Annotated in this window: 16 protein-coding genes; 11 read left to right on the top strand and 5 right to left on the bottom strand. The window is 42.1% G+C overall.

Annotated elements, in window-relative coordinates; genetic code table 11:
- The first annotated feature begins 67 nt into the window (after positions 1 to 67).
- The 5 genes from cysB (at position 68) to MHN79_RS08175 (ending at position 5,184) form a co-directional block, all read left to right on the top strand.
- Positions 68 to 1,042 carry an HTH-type transcriptional regulator CysB gene (cysB, locus tag MHN79_RS08195; RefSeq protein ID WP_239172483.1) on the top strand — a complete coding sequence of 325 codons (975 nt, stop codon included), beginning with the start codon at positions 68 to 70 and terminating at the stop codon, positions 1,040 to 1,042.
- Between the two features lie 59 nt (positions 1,043 to 1,101).
- Positions 1,102 to 2,298: a methyltransferase gene (locus MHN79_RS08190; RefSeq protein WP_239172482.1), complete on the top strand. Its 1,197-nt coding sequence runs from the start codon at positions 1,102 to 1,104 to the stop codon at positions 2,296 to 2,298.
- Between the two features lie 144 nt (positions 2,299 to 2,442).
- Positions 2,443 to 3,411, top strand: a complete 969-nt coding sequence (locus tag MHN79_RS08185; RefSeq protein WP_239172481.1) for an ABC transporter substrate-binding protein — start codon at positions 2,443 to 2,445, stop codon at positions 3,409 to 3,411.
- A gap of 45 nt (positions 3,412 to 3,456) precedes the next feature.
- The gene (locus MHN79_RS08180; RefSeq protein WP_239172480.1) at positions 3,457 to 4,359 is read left to right on the top strand and encodes an ABC transporter permease; all 903 of its coding nucleotides are present in this window, start codon (positions 3,457 to 3,459) and stop codon (positions 4,357 to 4,359) included.
- Positions 4,360 to 4,389: 30 nt separating this feature from the next.
- Positions 4,390 to 5,184 (top strand): ABC transporter ATP-binding protein, encoded by a 795-nt coding sequence (locus MHN79_RS08175; protein WP_239172479.1) that lies wholly within the window; start codon positions 4,390 to 4,392, stop codon positions 5,182 to 5,184.
- A gap of 6 nt (positions 5,185 to 5,190) precedes the next feature.
- Here the strand turns inward: MHN79_RS08175 and dusC are convergent, their stop codons facing one another.
- Positions 5,191 to 6,144 carry a tRNA dihydrouridine(16) synthase DusC gene (gene dusC, locus MHN79_RS08170; protein WP_239172478.1) on the bottom strand — a complete coding sequence of 318 codons (954 nt, stop codon included), beginning with the start codon at positions 6,142 to 6,144 and terminating at the stop codon, positions 5,191 to 5,193.
- A gap of 188 nt (positions 6,145 to 6,332) precedes the next feature.
- On the opposite strand from dusC, the gene MHN79_RS08165 reads away from it, so the two are divergent.
- From MHN79_RS08165 to serS, 4 genes are all read left to right on the top strand, one after another.
- A complete protein-coding gene (locus MHN79_RS08165) occupies positions 6,333 to 6,938 on the top strand; it encodes a YecA family protein (RefSeq protein WP_239172477.1) in 606 nt (201 codons plus the stop codon).
- Between the two features lie 78 nt (positions 6,939 to 7,016).
- Positions 7,017 to 7,613, top strand: a complete 597-nt coding sequence (gene lolA, locus MHN79_RS08160; protein WP_239172476.1) for an outer membrane lipoprotein chaperone LolA — start codon at positions 7,017 to 7,019, stop codon at positions 7,611 to 7,613.
- Positions 7,614 to 7,615: 2 nt separating this feature from the next.
- Positions 7,616 to 8,962 (top strand): replication-associated recombination protein A, encoded by a 1,347-nt coding sequence (locus tag MHN79_RS08155; RefSeq protein WP_239172475.1) that lies wholly within the window; start codon positions 7,616 to 7,618, stop codon positions 8,960 to 8,962.
- A 96-nt stretch (positions 8,963 to 9,058) separates the two neighbouring features.
- Positions 9,059 to 10,366, top strand: a complete 1,308-nt coding sequence (gene serS / locus MHN79_RS08150; protein ID WP_239172474.1) for a serine--tRNA ligase — start codon at positions 9,059 to 9,061, stop codon at positions 10,364 to 10,366.
- 49 nt (positions 10,367 to 10,415) lie between these two features.
- Here serS and MHN79_RS08145 read toward each other — a convergent pair whose 3' ends face one another.
- Together MHN79_RS08145 and ansA are read right to left on the bottom strand one after the other, a co-directional pair.
- Entirely contained in the window at positions 10,416 to 11,246 is an 831-nt protein-coding gene (locus tag MHN79_RS08145) for a CPBP family intramembrane glutamic endopeptidase (protein ID WP_239172473.1), read from the bottom strand.
- A 142-nt stretch (positions 11,247 to 11,388) separates the two neighbouring features.
- Positions 11,389 to 12,405 (bottom strand): asparaginase, encoded by a 1,017-nt coding sequence (gene ansA / locus MHN79_RS08140; RefSeq protein ID WP_239172472.1) that lies wholly within the window; start codon positions 12,403 to 12,405, stop codon positions 11,389 to 11,391.
- 354 nt (positions 12,406 to 12,759) lie between these two features.
- Between ansA and glsA the strand changes: the two genes are divergently transcribed.
- Positions 12,760 to 13,767, top strand: coding sequence for a glutaminase A (glsA, locus tag MHN79_RS08135; protein WP_239172471.1), 1,008 nt, complete (start codon positions 12,760 to 12,762; stop codon positions 13,765 to 13,767).
- Positions 13,768 to 13,953: 186 nt separating this feature from the next.
- Complete coding sequence (locus tag MHN79_RS08130) at positions 13,954 to 16,650, top strand: response regulator (RefSeq protein ID WP_239172470.1); 2,697 nt, start codon at positions 13,954 to 13,956, stop codon at positions 16,648 to 16,650.
- Between the two features lie 68 nt (positions 16,651 to 16,718).
- Here MHN79_RS08130 and MHN79_RS08125 read toward each other — a convergent pair whose 3' ends face one another.
- Together MHN79_RS08125 and sppA are read right to left on the bottom strand one after the other, a co-directional pair.
- Positions 16,719 to 17,909, bottom strand: a complete 1,191-nt coding sequence (locus MHN79_RS08125; RefSeq protein ID WP_275436224.1) for an MFS transporter — start codon at positions 17,907 to 17,909, stop codon at positions 16,719 to 16,721.
- 342 nt (positions 17,910 to 18,251) lie between these two features.
- Entirely contained in the window at positions 18,252 to 20,102 is a 1,851-nt protein-coding gene (gene sppA / locus MHN79_RS08120) for a signal peptide peptidase SppA (protein WP_239172468.1), read from the bottom strand.
- Positions 20,103 to 20,271 lie beyond the last annotated feature (169 nt).

Genomic DNA, 20,271 nt, shown 5'->3' with positions numbered 1-20,271 from the left:
ATAACTAAATATTATAATCTATGTTTGTCCATTGTGTGGCATTGGGTAAGGGATTACAGGAATAAAAATGAAGTTACAGCAACTGAAGTATATTGTTGAAGTCGTTAACCATAATCTGAATGTATCGGCAACTGCAGAAAGCTTATACACCTCTCAGCCAGGTATTAGTAAGCAAGTACGCTTGTTAGAAGATGAATTGGGGATTCAGATATTTGAACGTAGTGGTAAGCACTTAACTCAGGTAACTTCAGCTGGAGAAGATATCATACGTATTTCGCAAGAGATCCTTGCTCGTGTAGAAAGTATCAAGGCGGTAGCGGGTGAACATACCCATCCTGAGATGGGAACGTTAAATATTTCGACGACTCATACCCAAGCGCGTTACGCACTGCCGGAAGTTATCAAGGGATTTACCGCTCGCTATCCCAAAGTATCTTTACATATGCATCAAGGCACACCTTCGCAAATGTCCGAAGCTATTGCCAAGGGCACCGCGAACTTTGCGATTGCAACAGAAGCACTCCACTTGTATCAAGATGCAATTATGCTGCCTTGCTACCATTGGAACCGATCTATAGTGGTACCCAAAGATCATTTGTTAGCGCAAAAGGCGAAGATAACCATTGAGGATTTGGCTTCTTACCCGCTTGTTACCTATGTGTTTGGATTCACTGGCCGCTCTGAATTGGACACAGCTTTTAACAAGGTCGGACTGACTCCTAAAGTTGTGTTTACTGCTACGGATGCTGATGTTATCAAAACCTATGTCCGGATGGGAATTGGAGTTGGAGTGATTGCCAGTATGGCTATGGATAATGACCAAGATGAAGATTTAGTGGCGATCGATGCGAGTCACTTATTTGGTGCGAGTACCACTAGCATAGGGTTTAGAAGGGGAACTTTTCTTCGTACTTATATGTACGACTTCATGGAGCGCTTTGCGCCTCATCTGACGCGTCCTGTTGTGGAGCAAGCTTTATCTCTTAAATCTAATTCTGAGATTGAAGAGATGTTTCAAGGTATACAATTACCGATTCGATAATTTGGAAGTTTCTTTCTTCCCGCTAGTCCTCTCTATAGTTTAAGGTGAGTTGGTAAAGTATGCACGCAAGGTTTTTACAACTAGATTCATTTCTTACCACTCACCAAGAGTTTTGGCGATTTGAACCATTTTTAGTCAGTTGCTATGGGGTATCTCTATGGCATGAAAAGCATTCTAAACTTTCATGTTTTCTTGAAGATTTAACCGATGCGCAAGTAGAAGAGCTTAAATCTGATCCACAGCAATTAAATCAATGCTTGAGTGACTTTATCCCCAAGTTGGACTGTGCATTTAAACTGAATCAATTAAAGAGGACCCAGCTTGAAGGTCTTAAATTGGATCGTTCGGTTACAAATGGAGTCCCTGGCAGAAAGTTAGTTCAAATAGCATCTATGGGAGAGGCTGCACTTAAGTGCCACAGTGGTAGTGAATGGCTAGAATGGTGTTCGGGAAAGGGATTTTTAGGCAGAGTACTGGCTGATCATAGTGGTCAGCCAGTGACAAGCTTTGAATATCAGAGAACACTCTGTGATGTAGGACAAAGAGAGGCGGATAACCTCAAGTTGCCAATGACCTTTGTTCAAGGTGATGCTTTATCCAGTGAGGCTAAATTTATATTAACTAAAAATCAACATGCTGTTGCGTTACATGCATGTGGTGATTTGCACGTTTCTTTGATTGAAAAAGCCGTTGCTGCTGGTTTGCCAGCGCTGACATTGTCACCTTGTTGTTATCACCTTACTCAAGATGACAAGTATCAAGCCTTGTCTTCATACGGTCAGTCATCTGAGCTTAAACTCTCACGATCTGAGCTGCGAATTGCGTTACAGGAGACGGTAACAGGTGGAGAAAGAGTGAAAAGACATCGCTTTCTTGAGATGAGTTACCGACTAGGGTTGGATTTAATATTAAGAGAAGTCTTAGGCCATAAAGATTATGTGCCGATTCCTAGTATCAAAAAATCTATGCTCTCGGAGGGATTTGAAATCTTTTGCCAATGGGCGGCCGATAAAAAACAGCTGCCACTACCGCAAGCGCTTGCCTATGATGATTATTATTCTCGAGGGGTTAAGCGATACTGGCAGATGGAGCGCTTGAACTTGGTTCAGCAGCCTTTTCGTCGAAGTTTAGAAATGTGGCTGGTGCATGATAAAGCTCTCTATCTTGAAGAACATGGTTACCAAGTATCACTTGCGACTTTTTGTTCTGAGGAAGTCACCCCCAGAAATATTTTAATTCAAGCGGTTAAACCATAATTTACTGTCATTGAAATTAATTGCTGCAATTGTTATCTCAATCTTTTAATTTTTCTAACTTATTGCCAATAATGAATGATGTGTATAACTCGCTATGAGTTGTAACACACACCAAGTTGGCAATGCTTAGATCAAGGAGCAGAGATGAAAGCAGCAAAGGTCATATCTAGTGTATTAGTATTAGGTGCAACACTAACCCTTCCCATAAACAGTATGGCAAAGACAGCAAAAGTCGCTGTATCTCAAATCGTTGAACACCCAGCACTAGATTCAGCACGTCAGGGCTTGTTGGATGGGCTTAAAGCAAAGGGTTATATACAAGGGAAAAACCTAGAATTTGACTATAAAACCGCTCAGGGCAACCCAGCAATAGCTGTTCAAATCGCACGTCAGTATGTGGGAGAAAAGCCAGATGTATTGGTGGGAATTGCCACGCCGACTGCTCAGGCTTTGGTGGCTGCGACTCGCTCTATCCCCGTCGTATTTACTGCAGTTACGGATCCCGTTGGCGCTAAATTGGTCAAAAGTATGGTTCAGCCAGGAAAAAATGTAACTGGACTTTCTGATCTTTCTCCTGTTAATCAGCATGTGGCGCTGATCAAAGAAATTATGCCAGATGTAAAGTCTATTGGTGTGATATTTAATCCTGGTGAAGCTAACGCTGTCACCTTGGTTAATTTGCTAAAAGAAGACGCTAAGGCGCAAGGAATTAGTGTATTTGAAGCGACCGCTTTGAAAAGTGCTGATGTCCAATCTGCCACCCAAGCGATTGCCGAGAAATCAGATATTCTCTATGCACCGACGGATAATACGGTCGCTAGTGCGATTGAAGGTATGCTGGTTGCAGCAAATCAAGCCAATACGCCCGTATTTGGCGGTGCGACTTCCTATGTGGATAAAGGCGCGATTGCGAGTATTGGTTTTGATTACTATCAGATTGGTATTCAAACAGCAGAGTATGTTGCTGCAATATTGGAAGGTGCCGAACCTGGAGTACTGGATGTGAAAGTTGCTAATGGTTCGGATTTAGTTGTGAATACCGCTTCGGCAAAACGGTTAGGTATTAGTATCCCTGATTCTGTTATGGAGCGTGCTACTCAAGTTAAGCAATAAAATAGCCATACCCTTTGTTAGCGATTAACGCCAAAAGGAGTGAAGATGTCAGCGTTTGCATTTTTCGGAGCTCTTGAAATTGGTCTAGTTTACGGTCTAGTTGCGCTTGGTGTGTTTATTACTTTTCGAGTGCTCGATTTCCCTGATCTGAGTGTGGATGGCAGTTTTCCAATGGGAGCGGCTGTGGCTGCAACAGCAATTGTGGCAGGCTTGAATCCATGGCTAGCGACAGGGATGGCTATTATGGCAGGGGCTGCAACGGGTTGGGTGACAGCTTTTTTGGCTGTTAGATGCGGCATATTGCACCTTCTTGCCTCCATCCTAACTATGATTGCAGCTTTCTCGATTAACATTCGCATTATGGGTAGACCCAACATAGCGCTTCTTGGTGAAGAGACAATCCTTACATCTTTTGAAAATCTTGCTGATCCCATGTTAATCCGGCCACTGATTGTTGGTGTGTTGGTACTCTTATCTGCTCTATTTGTTATTCGGCTTCTTAGTAGTGACTTTGGCTTAGGTTTGCGCGCGACCGGAGTGAATGCTCGCATGCTTTCTGCTCAAGGAGGAAGTACTTCATTTTATATTTACTTTGGTCTCGCATTATCTAACGGTTTTGTCGGCTTTGCTGGTGCTTTGTTTGCACAGACCAATAGTTTTGCTGATGTAACCTCTGGTGTAGGGACCATAGTTGTGGGCCTCGCCGCTGTGATCCTAGGCCAAACAGTCATGCCTGGACGCAGTATATGGGTGTCTGTCGTTGCAGTTATTCTTGGCTCAGTATTGTATCGCCTTGCTGTCGCTTTTGCGCTTAGTTCAGGGCTATTTGGCCTACAGGCTTCTGATCTTAACCTTGTAACTGCTGTGCTGGTGGCAGTAGCCTTAATTGCGCCCAAACTAAAAGCGTATATTCGTGCGAAAAAATTGGACTCTGTAGTTAAGCGATAAAGGGCTAAAGTAGCCTTCTGGAGATGGTGTGTGGTAGAGCTAAATAATATCAACGTCATATTTAACCGTGGAACTATATTGGAAAACCCCGCGCTTAAGGGAGTGTCACTTTTGGTTGAAAAAGGCCAATTTCTAACAGTAATTGGTTCCAATGGGGCGGGCAAGTCGACTTTACTTGGCGCTGTGACTGGTGAGACACCAATTATCCAAGGAAATGTTGTCCTTAATGGTTTAGATGTGACTAAACAAGCGGTTCATGAAAGAGCAAGGCAGTGTGCGAGAGTATTTCAAGATCCTTTAGCGGGGACTTGCGCTGAGTTATCGATTGAAGAAAACATGGCGCTGGCGTATATGCGAGGGAAAAAGCGAGGCTGGGCACCTGCTCTATCTAGCCAAAGGCGTAAAATTTTCCAAGAGCGAATAAGTATTCTTGGACTTGGTTTGGAAGACCGATTGGGCGATAGCATTGGTTTACTTTCTGGAGGGCAGCGGCAAGCTGTGAGCCTTGTTATGGCTACGTTAGCTGATAGCAAGATTTTGCTCCTTGATGAGCATACTGCTGCGCTTGACCCCAGAATGGCGGTGTTTGTTATCGAACTCACCAAAACTCTTGTGAGTGAGTTTCAATTGACTGTGATCATGGTAACCCATTCAATGAAAGATGCTCTAGCATGTGGCGATCGCACTGTGATGATGCATCAAGGCGAAATTGTTCTCGACGTTGTGGGTGAGCAAAGAGCCAATTTACAGGTTACAGACTTACTCGATATGTTTTCTCACGTTAAAGGAGAGGAGCTGTCGGATGATAGTCTCCTTCTCAACTAGTTAAAACTAAGCTGCGGGTTCGGCGCTTTGGTATTCCTTTATCCGTGCAACAATAGGCGCTACTTTATTGAAAGTCCTTATTTCTCGAAACAACTCGTTTGCTTGAGGGTATTCTTGACGCAGGTAAGAAAACCACTGTTTGACACGATTGGGATAGTAAAGCCCTTTGTCACCTTTCATTTCGTATTGAGAATAAAGCAGTAATAGCTTGATAACATCTTGCCAAGGCATTGCAGTTTGGTTGTACTTGACCACATTACCTAAGTTGGGGACATTAAACGCACCGCGACAAACCATAAGAGAATCGACACCTGTGGTTTCAATGCAAGCTTGCCCGTCTTGATAATTCCATATTTCACCATTTGCGATGAGAGGAATGTCAAAGCGCTGGCGGATTTCATTGATATAAGACCACTTTATTTCACTGGCTTTGTATCCGCCTGTTTTAGTCCGAGCATGCACTGTAAGCTCGTCAGCGCCCGCGCTTTGTATTGCATCAACAATCTCAAAGCAGTCGTTAGGGTCATCCCATCCCAAGCGAATCTTTGCGCTCAGTGGAACATGCGATGGAAGTGCGTTTCGACAGGCTCTAACGACGTGATGAACGAGGTCAGGGTGTTGCAGTAATGCTGCGCCGCCTTTACTTTTGTTGACCAGTTTTGCTGGACAACCAAAGTTAATATCAACACCTTTAGCACCAAGTTCTGCAGCTCTGACGGCGTTTTCGGCCATCCAATGCGGATCTTGTCCTAGTAGCTGAATATGAACCGGCACTCCTGACTTAGTTTTAGACCCTTGCTTTAGCTCAGGGCACAAACGGTAGAAAACATGTTCAGGCAGTAATTGATCAACAACACGAACAAACTCAGTGACACAAAGGTCATAGTCGTTTATATCGGTTAAGATCTCTCGCATTAAATGGTCTAAAACGCCCTCCATAGGGCCTAAAACTACTCGCATAAACAATGTCTCTTGGTCAGGAGGCGTGATTTTAGAGATTTCCCAGCAAGATGTCTAATTACCTGAGAGACTTATCTATAGGTTAACTTTAAACTTGCTAATATGCTTTAGCGGTAAAGACAACAGTGACCGCTGTCATTTGGTCAGGTTATAATGGTCCAAGCTATTATGACTTCTGAAGTACGTGCATGACTTATCCATTATTAAAACTTGAATCCGAAGAATCTGAAATTTTCATCGAGGGCGTGATCCTTGCGGCCAACCTAGCGACAAAACCATTGGATCCTGAACTATGGCTGTCAGAGGTACTTCCTAACCATACGCCTAACGCTAAAGCTGAGGTTGAGCAGCATATTCACAAGCAATATGCTTATTTAAAACGCAATGAGTATTCGTTGTTGTCATTGCTTGATGCTTCTCAAAAGGATGAGCAGTTGGCGGATTTTGCAGAAGGTTTTATGACCATGTGGCCCCAAGTGGAGCCACAGTGGCATGAAGCGAATATTGTCGATGGCTCATTAAGAATGCTTCAAGCTTTGCTCACGGCATTGATGTTGGCTATTGATGAAAGTAAGACTCAAGCGGAGATGAAAGCCGCTGGCGTTGACTCTCCACCCTCGTTAAATGATTTAGTTCCGCAGCTTGATTTAATGATCAATGAAGTAGCACTTGCTGCAGATGAAATCATGTTAGGTGCGAAAGCGCAGTCACTCAATCCATTTAAAGGTGTGGGCCGTAATGATCAGTGCCCGTGTGGTAGCGGGAAAAAATTTAAACAGTGTTGTGGACAATAGAACAAAGTTAACCGAAATTGGTCAAACATCCTGATATCAAGATGTAAAGTTGTAGTGTCGACTTAATAGGATAAAAGAATGAAAAAATTTGCTGTACTATTTTTGCTGAGTTTTTCTGTGTTTGCAGCACCTAAAGACGAGCTAAGTAAAAGGCTGCAACTGTCAGAAGGCTTTAGCGCTGATTTTACCCAGCAGTTAATTAGCCCAGAAGGCGATGTGTTAACTAAAGGTGCTGGAAAAGTAGATATTTCTAGACCAAGTTTGTTTCGCTGGGAAACCATTTCGCCTGATGAAAATGTGTTGGTATCTGATGGAAAGTCATTGTGGTACTACAGCCCGTTTATAGAGCAGGTAAGTATTTACTCACAGGAACAAGCCACAGAGCAAACACCGTTCGTGTTGCTGACTCGTAACAAACCCAGTGATTGGGATAGCTATAAAGTTTCCCAGCAAGGTGATTTCTTTACATTAATTCCAACCTCAGTTGATAGCAACCAAGGCAGCTTCAAGCTTGAAATTGATAAAAAAGGAGCGGTAAAAGGTTTTAGTATTGTTGAACAAGATGGCCAGAGAAGTGACTTCAAATTTAACAATGTCAGTTTATCTAAACCGAGCGCCGATCTTTTCACTTTTACCATTCCTAAAGGGGTTGAGGTTGATGATCAAAGGAAATAGCAATGAGTAATTATTGTTTGGACTTTACAGGGCAAGAGGACTTTCGGCCGCTTGCCGCAAGAATGCGCCCAACAAGGTTTGAGCAGTATATTGGGCAGCGACATATCTTAGCGGAAGGTAAGCCCCTGCGCCGTGCTCTTGAGTCTGGACATCTGCATTCTATGATCCTTTGGGGACCTCCAGGTACAGGAAAGACGACTTTGGCTGAAATTTCGGCCAATTATGCTCATGCAGAAGTAGAGCGCTTATCTGCTGTTACTTCGGGTGTTAAAGATATACGTTTGGCGATTGAGAAAGCGCGTGAGCACCAAGCAGCCGGACTTCGCACCATCTTGTTTGTTGACGAAGTTCACCGGTTTAACAAATCTCAGCAAGATGCTTTTTTGCCTCACATTGAAGATGGCACCATTACTTTTATTGGTGCGACGACAGAGAATCCATCATTTGAATTGAATAACGCCCTGCTATCGCGCGCCCGCGTGTATAAGCTTACCTCTCTATCAGTGCAGGATATTTATCAAACACTTGAGCAAGCCATTAATGATGAAGAGTTGGGCTTGGGTAAATTCAAAGCTCACTTTGCTGATAACGTACTTGATCGTCTATCTGAATTGGTTAATGGCGATGCTCGTATGTCGCTGAACTATCTGGAGCTACTCTATGACATGGCGACTGAGGATGAGCAAGGAGTCAAGCAGATAACCTTACCACTGCTCGCTGAAGTGGCAGGAGAGAAGGTATCTCGTTTTGATAACAAAGGCGATATTTGGTACGACTTAATTTCTGCAGTACATAAATCGATTCGAGGTTCAGATCCTGATGCGGCGCTTTATTGGTCTGCAAGAATGATTGCAGCTGGTTGTGACCCTTTATACATTGCTCGCCGTTTGCTGGCAATTGCATCAGAGGACATTGGCAATGCCGACCCAAGGGCAATGCAAGTGGCTTTATCTGCTTGGGATTGTTTTGCTCGAGTTGGCCCAGCAGAAGGAGAAAGAGCGATTGCGCAAGCTATTGTCTATTTGGCCTGTGCTCCAAAAAGTAATGCGGTATATACGGCTTGGAAGCAAGCACTTCAAGATGCTCATAATCAGCCTGAGTACGAAGTTCCTGCTCATCTGCGTAATGCTCCAACCGGATTAATGAAAGATCTTGGTTATGGTGAAGAGTATCGTTACGCCCATGATGAAGCCGGAGCTTATGCGGCCGGTGAGAATTACTTCCCTCAAGAAATGCAGGATACACGCTATTACCTTCCGAAAAATCGAGGCTTAGAGGTAAAAATTGCGGAAAAGTTAGATTATCTAGCAAGTTTAGATGCAAAAAGCCCACAAAAGCGCTATGAATAAGCCTCTTTTTTGGATACATTTGTCAGGCTAATTACCAAAGCGCTTGGGCACGATGTTTAAGCGTCAATTTCACTACACCAAAGCATAGGATTAACAATGCTGGATTCTAAATTACTTCGTACAGAGCTGGATGATACAGCTGAAAAACTGGCGCGTCGTGGCTATAAGCTAGACGTAGAGACAATCCGTACACTTGAAGATCAACGTAAGTCGATCCAAGTCGAAGTTGAAAATTTACAATCCAGTCGTAATTCGATCTCCAAGCAGATAGGCCAGAAAATGGCAGCAGGAGACAAAGAAGGTGCAGAAGAGATTAAAAAGCAGATAGGTACACTTGGCAGTGATCTTGAAGCTAAAAAAGTACAGCTCGCAGAGATCCAGAATAAGTTGGAATATATTACTTTGTCGGTTCCTAACTTACCTGATGATGAAGTGCCAGCTGGTAAAGACGAAAATGATAATGTTGAAGTGTCGCGCTGGGGTGAACCCAAGTCTTATGATTTTGAGGTTAAAGATCATGTAGATTTGGGCGAGATGGGCGGTGGCCTTGATTTTGCCTGCGCAACAAAAATTACTGGTGCACGATTCATAGTAATGAAGGGGCAATTTGCGCGTCTTCACCGTGCTATCGCCCAGTTTATGCTTGATTTACACACAGAAGAGCATGGCTATACAGAAGTTTATGTACCTTATTTGGTTAATTCCGACAGCTTATATGGTACAGGACAGTTACCTAAGTTTGGCGAAGAGCTTTTCCATACCGAGCCATTAACTGAAAAAGTTAACGATGAAGAACCACGTAAGCTCTCTCTTATTCCTACAGCGGAAGTGCCAGTAACCAATATGGTGAGAGACACCATAGTTGATGAAGCAGATTTGCCGATTAAGATGACGGCACATACGCCATGTTTCCGTTCTGAAGCAGGTTCGTATGGCCGTGATACGCGTGGACTTATCCGTATGCATCAGTTTGATAAGGTTGAACTGATTCAAATTACCAAGCCAGAAGATTCAATGGCAGCTTTAGAAGAGCTAACTGGACACGCTGAAAAAGTACTGCAAATGCTAGAGCTTCCTTATCGTAAAGTTATTTTATGTACTGGTGATATGGGCTTTGGCGCTCGTAAAACCTATGATCTAGAAGTCTGGGTTCCAGCACAAGAGACATACCGTGAAATTTCATCTTGTTCGAATACTTGGGATTTCCAAGCTCGTCGTATGCAAGCTCGTTTTCGTCGTAAAGGTGAGAAAAAACCAGAACTGTTACACACATTAAACGGTTCAGGTTTGGCTGTCGGTCGCACTATGGTGGCGATTTTGGAAAACAACCAAGAAGCCGATGGTCGTATTGCTATTCCTGCCGTACTGCAGAAGTATATGGGTGGTGTAACCCACATAGGGTAAGAGCAACATTCAACCCAAAGCCAGCCTAAGTGCTGGCTTTTTTGTATCATTATCCTCGCAAGATAGGGTATGTGTAAAAAACCAAGTGGCTAAAGTTAAATAAGAAGTGAATGAGAACGGCAGCCCATAGCCTTCCGGTTAGATGAAAAACCAATCCGTAGCCAAGTCCTGCGAGTGTTGCAAATAATATCAGTAGCGGACCACCTGAGAAATGAGCGGCACCGAATAACACACTCGTCGTGACGAGAGCAATGTATAAGCCAAATGTATCCGTCAGTTTTTGCTGAATAAAGCCTCTAAATAGGGCTTCCTCGGCGACACAGGTAAACATTAGGTTGTTAAATGCAAATAACCACCACCAAGATGGTAGGGTCAATTCCGGCTCGATAGCACCAAGTAGCGATGCTATGGGTAGTAGAGCAAAAAGCAAGGTACAAACAATCAATAACCCGCGATAATTAGGTTGCTGTGGTTTGCCTAACAAGTGTGGGAAAATGCATAGTAGTGCAAAAAATGCGAGTGGCTTGTCCAAATTCATGTACATATTGAAGTCTGCACTGAGAGGACCTGCTTGAACTTTTTCTAGTACCTGGGGGTTATTAAAGCCAGGAACTAGATGAAGGAAAAGAGCTACACAACAGATAACTGCAAAAGCAGATAGGGTTGTTGAAGGTATCCATGTTTTGCTTCTTAAGAAGTAAAGAGTTGTAAAAAACGTGCTAACCAGTATAAAGCCAACGGGCGTTACAACCCCATAATATAGGCCACCAAGCATAACAATGGTTAGAAGAATCGACGAAGCTTTGTTTACCTTGAGAAAAGCCGCTGCAATTGAAATTGCGAGTATTAGCCAAACCCATATTTGGATGTCTATGTGCATATTTAGGCCCATCTGTTTTTAAAGCCACATCATGAACCGAATGGTCCGAGCGAACAAGCAGACTTAAACTTATCAGATCAATTTATTGAAAAGCCGATAACTCATCGGCTTATTTCATATGCTTTGCCAAAGTGGCTAATAATTAAATAGACATTTCGCCTCTTAACACTTGCTGCATCTGCGCTTTTACTTGCTCATAACTGAGATTTTGGCTGAGTAGATAGTGAAGCTTTGCCAATGCAGCTTCTGGTGTCATGTCATATCCACTGATCACACCTGCTTCAGCTAGAGCGCAGCCTGTGGCATAGCCCCCCATGTTAACTTTACCTGCCAAGCATTGGGTAAGATTGACTACGATAACACCACGCTCCGATGCATCTTTGAGGTGAGACAAAAGCTCTGGGTTTTGCGGGGCATTACCTACGCCAAATGTAAGCAAAATCATCGCATTAACAGGTTGTAGCAAGGTGTTTCGAATCACCTCGTGTGAGATCCCAGGATACATGGTGATCACACCAATCGGCTGTGGTGTAATGTCGTGTACTGTAAATGCTCCTGTCGCTTTTTCATCTACCACAACATCGTTACCGATTTGGATATTGATACCAGCTTCTAAAAGGGGAGATAGGTTCGGAGACGTAAATGCATTAAAACCATCTGCGTGTGACTTAGTGCTTCGATTACCGCGCATTAGCTTATTATTGAAGAAAAGCGTGACCTCATTAATTGGGTAGTTCGCCGCTAGGTGGAGAGCATTAAGCAAATTGGCTTGGCCATCAGATCTAAGCTCTGCTAATGGGATTTGGGATCCTGTTACAATCACAGGTTTTGATAAGTTTTCAAGCATAAATGACAAAGCTGATGCCGTGTAAGCCATGGTATCAGTGCCGTGTAAGATGACAAATCCATCGTATTTATCGTAATTGCTTCGAATATCATCTGCGATTTGCTGCCAATCTTTTGGAGTCATATCTGATGAATCGATTAGAGGGGCATATTCATGGATAGTAAATTTGGGCATTTCGGGACGTTGGAACTCCGGCATACTTGCTAGCTGTTTTTCCATAAAACCTGCCACAGGAACGTATCCGTGATCATCAGACTTTTTCATTCCGATGGTTCCGCCAGTATAAGCGATATAAATATGTTTTCTTGCCATAGCTTAAAAACCAGTCAATTGTAGGGGAACAGAGCGTGGGATTATATATTAATATAAGCCAAGGAAAAGTAGGTAGCTCCTCATCTATTTGCTTTTATCTGTTTAATTGTCAATTAAGCAGACGGAAGTAAAGCCCTATAATCATATTTAACGCTTTGTATGGAGGAGAACACCTAAACTAGTTTAAGCTCGTAAGAGTACTGGTATGACCAATTACTTTGACGACTTGGTTGTTTATAAAATGATATGCGCTAAGTTTTGCTATTATCTTTCTTGGTGAACTATATGAGCGTAATGCTTATTTTCATCACTACCTAAATTGCAGTTCAACTAGCTTGTATATCGAGGCTTTGTATGCATAGACAATTTTTATTGTTTTCTTCTTTACTTATTTTTTTATTTACAGCTCCCTCGTTTGCAAGTCAGCGAGAAGACAACCAAGTTTGCGCTGCTGCACAGGCGGCTTACCTTAAATTTAGGAGCTTAAATTCTGGTAATAATGCTGCTTATATCAAGGCGCTGGAGTCTGTTGACCCAAAAACCTTCGGTATCTCAGTTGTAACTACAGATGGACGCGTATGTGAATTTGGAGATTATGACGCACCAGTTTCTATACAGTCTGTTTCAAAAGTTTTTACTCTAGCGTTGTTAATGAAGGATAAAGGGCCGGATTTTGTTGAGGAGACCATAGGGGTTCAACCTACAGGAATGCCCTTTAACTCTGTTTTGGCGATTGAAAATCAGCAAGGCTCTCCATCTAACCCTTACGTTAATGCTGGCGCTATTTCTACAGTGAGTTGGCTAACGACTCAAAATGAAATTGATCGTTGGAAGATGATTAAGGGTAATTTGGACAATTTTGCAGGTAAAAAGCTCAAAATCAATAATGATGTATTGCAGTCGGAAATGGAAGATAACAAGCGCAATCTTGGTATTGCTTTCCTGCTTGATTCATATGGAAGACTGGGCACCAGCCCTCTTGATGCAGTGACCACTTATACCAAGCAGTGTTCAGTTAATGTCACCGCTCATGACTTGGCGGTGATGGGGTCGGTTCTCGCTAATTATGGTTCACACCCACTGACACATAAAAAAATACTAAATGGTGACTATGTACCAAACATATTATCGTCAATGGTTATGTCTGGTGTCTATGACAATTCAGGTAGTTGGTTTTATGAAACGGGAGTGCCAGCAAAAAGTGGTGTGGGTGGTGGTTTTATTGCCATTATACCGGGAAAAATGGCCATTGGTGTAGTATCACCACCGCTTGATGAGTTTGGTAATAGTGTGCGAGCTCAGAGAGCCGTTAGTTATATTGTTAACGAGATGAACTTAAACCCTTACGCCAAGCAAAAGTAACCCTAATTCAGAACAATAAGCCAGTACCGCAAAGGGTACTGGCTACCTAGCCTTCTTTGTTGTTATCTAGTCATTCCTTGAGCGAAAAACACTTTGGTGACTGATGAAGTTTCCGCAACACTTCACACTTTTCGTACATCCGACTATCCTTATTTGAGATCAGATAAAATAAGAGCTAGGTTTCATATGAAAGGCAAGCGTCGATACTTGAGTATTAATAAAAAGCTACTCTTCGCCGTCACCATTATTAGTGTATTTCTTGCCCTGACGACCACGAGTTACAGTCTGTATCATAGATTCCAACTTGATATAAGCCATATCAACAATGCTCTATCAAACATAAAGGTAAGCCAGCTATCAAGCATTACCAGTAGTTTATGGGTAGAAGATAGAGCGCTTCTTAAATCTCAGATCGAAGGGCTGTTGACGTTACCAGGTGTAGATTACGCCAACATATGGAATGATAAAGAGTCAGTCATCGAGAGAGGGCAGAGACTAGATGATAATGCCATAACACAAGTATGGCCACTGGAATACCAATTGAGTGGCAAGAGTTATGTTTTGGGAAATTTGATTATTCAATCGGATCTCACGCCTACCTACGATAGCTTGTGGTTACAGTTTGTTCATATCCTTTTTGCAGAAAGTATTCGTATTGTGCTATTAGTGGCAAGTGTTCTTGCCTTCACATGGTTTTTTGTCATCAAGCGGATAAATGTGATGGAGAAAACCGTCAGCAGTAGTGAAAATGACCAAGCTCCGAATAAAATTTTGCTTCCTCATGCATGGTTTAGAGACGAGATTACCAACTTGGCAGACAGGTTTAATCACTCTAGCGATGTGATTGAAAACCATTATTATCAGCTTAACCAAGCCAGAGAAAGTGCAGAAAAAGCAAAAGATGATGCGATTAAGGCCAGTAAGGCTAAAAGTAGCTTTCTGGCAAATATGTCACATGAAATTCGAACCCCCCTTAATGGTGTGATAGGTATTTCAGAGGTCCTTTCTGATACTTCATTAACAGCCATCCAACGTGACTACGTAGGTACTATTGAGACGTCATCTCATCTATTACTCAATCTCATTAATGATATTTTAGATTTCTCTAAGGTTGAATCTGGAATGCTTGTCATTAGCCCCAATGCTACCAATATAAGAGAATCGATTTATGATATCGCATCAATTGTTTCACCCAAGGCCCAAGAAAAACAAGTTGAGCTAAAAGTAACGGTGACTGCAAATACGCCTTATTGTCTGATGGTTGACGATCATCGATTGCGCCAAATATTGATGAATTTTATGTCTAATGCTGTGAAGTTTACTGATCAGGGTGAGGTGCATCTTTGCGTAACCACTAAGAAGGTGGAAGATACAAATGCTGTTGTGGAGTTTTCTGTACAAGATTCAGGAATAGGGATTGATGAGCAGCAGCAAAAGAAAATTTTCGAGCCTTTTGTTCAAGAAGATGAATCTACAACGCGACAATTTGGTGGTACAGGGCTCGGGCTAGCTATCAGTACCCAATTGGTTGAACTTATGGGGGGGGAAATTCGCTTAGAGTCAATAAAAAGTCAGGGTAGCCGCTTTTTCTTTGAACTCTGTCTACCCATTGCCCAATTGGGTTATGATTCCAAGAATATCTCACGAATCAGTCCGTTATGTTTGGTCTGTGATGACAAAGCTCAGCAAGATCAGTTATGTGAATCTTTAAACTTCTACCATGCGCCCGTTTACCAATCTGTAACGGGGCTGGACCACTTACCTGAATGGGTATATGAGAAAGATAATGTTATTGTTATCTACGTCGAAACTAGACCTAACATGGCAGCTCAAAGTGAGAGTATCTTTCGTCATATTCATGATTTGGGCAAAAATGTATGTTTAATAAAGCACCTACACAGCCAACAGTTTGATTTTGGAGAAAGCGTTGGCGCTGTAATTACCCAGCCTTTACTAGGCCAGCGCTTGGTGAAGTTGATAGAGCGATTGGAACATAGCTTTGCTCAATCTTCTATTGAAACGCTAAAAACAACTAAAGAAGACGTTAACATCAACAAGGTATTGGTGGTTGATGATAATGAGGTTAACCGAAAGATTGCGACAATTCATGTTGAGAAATCCGGTTATAGTTTTGATCTTGCTGAAAATGGTCAGCAGGCTTTAGAAATGTTTAAGAAACATAACTATGCGTTGATACTTATGGATTGCATGATGCCAGTCATGGATGGATTTGAAGCAACAGAGAAGATCCGTCAATTAGAGCGAGAGGAAAACCGAGACCGCCTTGTCCCTATTATTGCACTTACTGCTAGCGTAGTGGATGAAGACATTCAAAAGTGTTTTGATGTCGGTATGGATGATTACCTAGCTAAGCCATTTAAAGCAGATGTTCTCAGAGAAAAACTGTCAGCATTTGTACCTCAGGTTCCCACGCGAAGACAACCAAAAAAATTAGAGGCAGAGCCTAAAGGTATGACTAAGGTACCTAGCGAATCTTTATCTGATTATTTAGGACGCATTTTGTTGGTCGAGGATAACAATGTTAATCAACAAGTTGCGTCAATAATCCTGAGTAAAGCGGGTTATCAGTTTGAAATCGCGGAAAATGGACAGGTAGCGGTGGAAAAATATGCGCAAGATAGCAATTTTGATATTATTCTAATGGACTGCATGATGCCGGTGATGGATGGATTTGAAGCGGCACAAAAGATTCGAGAATATGAGCGGTTCTCTGGTCTGTCTAAGACGCCCATTATTGCGCTGACAGCGAGTGTGATAGATGATGATATTCGTCGTTGTTTTGATTCCGGTATGGATGCATATTTACCCAAGCCTTTCAAGAAAGAAACGCTTTTACAAGAAATCGAGAGTATAACGTTATAAATTGGGAAATCGATACAGACTCGGAAACTAGTATTCTGAGTCTGCATTCACAAGCTTTTCTTGTACTCCTATGTAGGAGAAAGCTCTGGCCTTGTATCTGTGAGAAAAAGTACTAGCAAGCAGGGTATTGAAGCTATTGCTAGATATAAACCCACGTAGGCTGAACCGTGTTCCATCGCCTCAGTCACGATAAGTGGTGTAAGGCCGCCAAAGATAGATAACGCAATATTGTAACCCACCCCTAGACTTGTAATGTGGTTTTCTGAATGCTGCCAAAGTACGGCTACTGTATTGCCCAATATAACGGCAGATAAAGCACTAATACCTAAAACAGCACATGCTTGCAAAACAAATTGCTCAGAGCCAAGCAGTGCAAAGAGCGGGATAGCGGAAAACAACATGGCTATGGCACCAAACTTAAAGGCTTGTTTGGTAGAAAAGTATTTATCTACAATAAATGAGAATGTAAATATCAATAAAACCAAGATCGAAGAGTTTATTAATGCTAGATTCTCAATATTCATGGCTTTACCTAAAATGCCACTTGCTAAGTTTTGTACGTAGAATATGACCCCGGCAAGAACGGATAAACAGAAAACTTTTGTAATAACTTTATAGTTAGCTTGAGTCGCTATTTTTCCAGCTTTTGGTAACTCCGGCAAAGAAAGACGAAGATATAGACTGACGATAATATTTATAACACCGATAAATAGCGGTATTCTCCAACCCCAAGTCATCATTTGCTCTTGACTAAGGAAGTGTTCTAACCCAGCAACGATTAGCAGTGATATGATAACGCCTGAAATTGAGCTAGATACAATTAGACTGCTGATTCTAGAACGCTCAGATTTCTTTGCATCATACAAAAGGTAGTTAAACAGGGTTGGATATTCTCCGCCAAAACTAAATGCTTGGAGCATTTGTAGCACTAAGAATATAACCACTACATACTGGCCAACAGTTTCAACTGGGACTAAAGCCATAGAGACAGTCGCACAACCTGTAAGTAGATTACAGAAAACCAAGGCCTTTTTTCGCCCATACTGTGCGGCATAGCGACAAATGACAACACCACCAATGGGACGAATTAAGAATCTTAATGCAAATACCGCCCATACGATAAATTCCGAATGTTCAATTCCTTGGTTTGAAAATAGCTGAGAAATATACATAGATATTGACGCAAATACCGCAATATCGTAGTACTCCATCGCATTACCAAGAACAGCACTAGCTCTCTGTTTCCACGTTAATGACAGCCTTGTACCCCTTATGAATTTAGTCTTTTCTTTAATTTTTTATAACAATCGCTGAATTATTTTTGTCTCAACTATAGACGAGAAATAATTTATTTAATTGTTATCCTAGTGATTAAATTGTCAATTCTATTAGATAGTGGAGCTATTATATAAACTAAATTTTTGCTTTTTTATATGTGCGCATCATACATGATAAAATAAATTGTTCCAGAGATTTAGCTGATAGATAGGTGAGAAGTCGATAGATTTAAATCAGGAAGTGAAAATACTCTAAAGGTGGCTAGAAAATGCGCCTATATATTATATTTCTGATATAGGCGCTATAGCTGTGTTGGATATTACTTAGTTAACTTGGCAATTCAAACAAAACGCATACTGACCTTTAGGATCGTTAAAGCTGCTCAATAGGCTTGTATCTTGAATTATTTGAGTTGCTGCAGGCCTTAATGTGTGAGGAATAAGAGCGTAAACATCTAGACCAAGTTTGACCTTCACTTCACTCATTAAGTTTTGAATAAATTCTTGGGCTGGTGTCAGTGGTTCTTCAACCCAATATAAGTTGTAATCATCTAACTTGGCGAGCTCGGCAGCTAAGGCTATTGCGTCATCAAAGTCCCCCATTTGGTCGACTAAACCAAACTTTTCTGCGTCTTGCCCTGTCCATACACGGCCTTGAGCTATCTTATCCATGTTATTGATATCGATATTTCTGTTTTCACTGACTAGATTAACAAAACGATGATATCCATGTTCAATCCCGAGTTGAAATGCATCGCTTGCTCCTTTGGATAAGCCAGTTGTTACACCAACACCTGAAAAAGGAGAAGTGCCAACACCATCTGTATAGACTCCTAACTTTTTTAGCCCTTTTTCGAAAGTAGTAATTACACTGAAAATACCAATTGAGCCAGTCAGTGTTGTCGGTTGGGCGACTATTTTATCTGCACTCATAGAGATCCAATATCCACCAGACGCAGCCAAGCTTGACATAGATGCGACGACCGGTTTACCAGCTTCCCTTAGCGCCTGTATTTCGTTACGTATTACTTCGGATGCGAATGCACTGCCACCTGGGCTGTCAACACGCAATACCACCGCTTTGACGTTATCATCATTTCTAGCTTGACGAAGAAGCGCTGAAACTGTGTCACCGCCTGCTGTACCTGGTGGTTGTGAGCCATCCATAATGGCACCACTTGCAACGACGACAGCGATGTCATCTTTTGCAGAATCAAACTCAGGTTTTAGGGTAGTCATATATTGATAGTAATCGACATGCTGATAACTATCTTCTCCATTAGAGCCAAACACTTCAACTAAGTCGGCTCTTACTTGTTGACGAGTAGCAAGCTCATCTACCAACCCAAGCTCAAGAGATAGACCTGCAAGGTCACCATCTTGCTCCTCTAACTGGGCCAAAAACTCTTTCATGCTCGGGTTTAGTGTTTGTTTTGAAACCTGGCGATTGGTTGCTACATCATCGACATAAGCACCCCAAAGTTGTCCAAGCCAACGTGAGGCTGACTCTTTTGCGGCTTTTGACATATCGTCACGTACGAATGGTTCAATAGCTGACTTATAGGTGCCAACACGGAAAACATGCGTATTTACATCAAGCTTTTCTAATAGTGTTTTGTAGTACATTGAATAGGCACTGTAACCTTTGATGAGTACTGCACCATCTGGAGCAAGGTAAATTTTATCTGCGTAACTGGCAAGGTAGTATTGGCTCTGATTGTAGAAATCGCCAGCAGCGTAAACGGGCTTGCCGGAAGCTTTGAATTCGTTAAGTGCTTTAGCTATGTATCGAAGCTTAGTTAAGTTAGTTTCTGGCATGTTACCAAGAGCCAGCACAATTCCTGTAATTTTATCGTCATCTTTCGCATGGCGAATGGTGTCTACTATATCAAATAGCAAATTCTCGCTTGGTATATCTTCACCAAATAGAGAACCCGCAACTGAATCCATGGGGTTCACGTAGCGAGATTGTTCCACTATTGGGCCCGAAATATTGAGAACGAGTGCTGATTTTTGAGCAACGCTCGGTGTCACCGAACCACCGGTTGAGTATATGAAATACAAGAGTCCGAGTGTAATTAGGAATATGAGGTTCACTAAAGCAAGGCGAACAAAGGTGATGGCTTTCCAAAAGCCTTTGAAAATCATGCCAATATACTTGAATATTTTTTTCATTCTGGCTCCACTGCGCACGTGCGCAGGTATAAATCTAGATACGCTTGAGCATAAAAGTGTGAGTAGATATACATCCTACTTAAACTAGTATACTTGAACAACTACAAGATTGATCGGTGTTACAAAAATGTAAACACTTGTTTGATTTTAATCGCAGTCAAATCTATTG

Source organism: Vibrio sp. Of14-4 (assembly GCF_022347625.1).
GTDB classification, from domain to species: Bacteria; Pseudomonadota; Gammaproteobacteria; order Enterobacterales; family Vibrionaceae; genus Vibrio; species Vibrio pristinus.
Note: the sequence above shows the minus strand (reverse complement) of the source record. Positions and strands in the feature narration are given on the sequence as shown.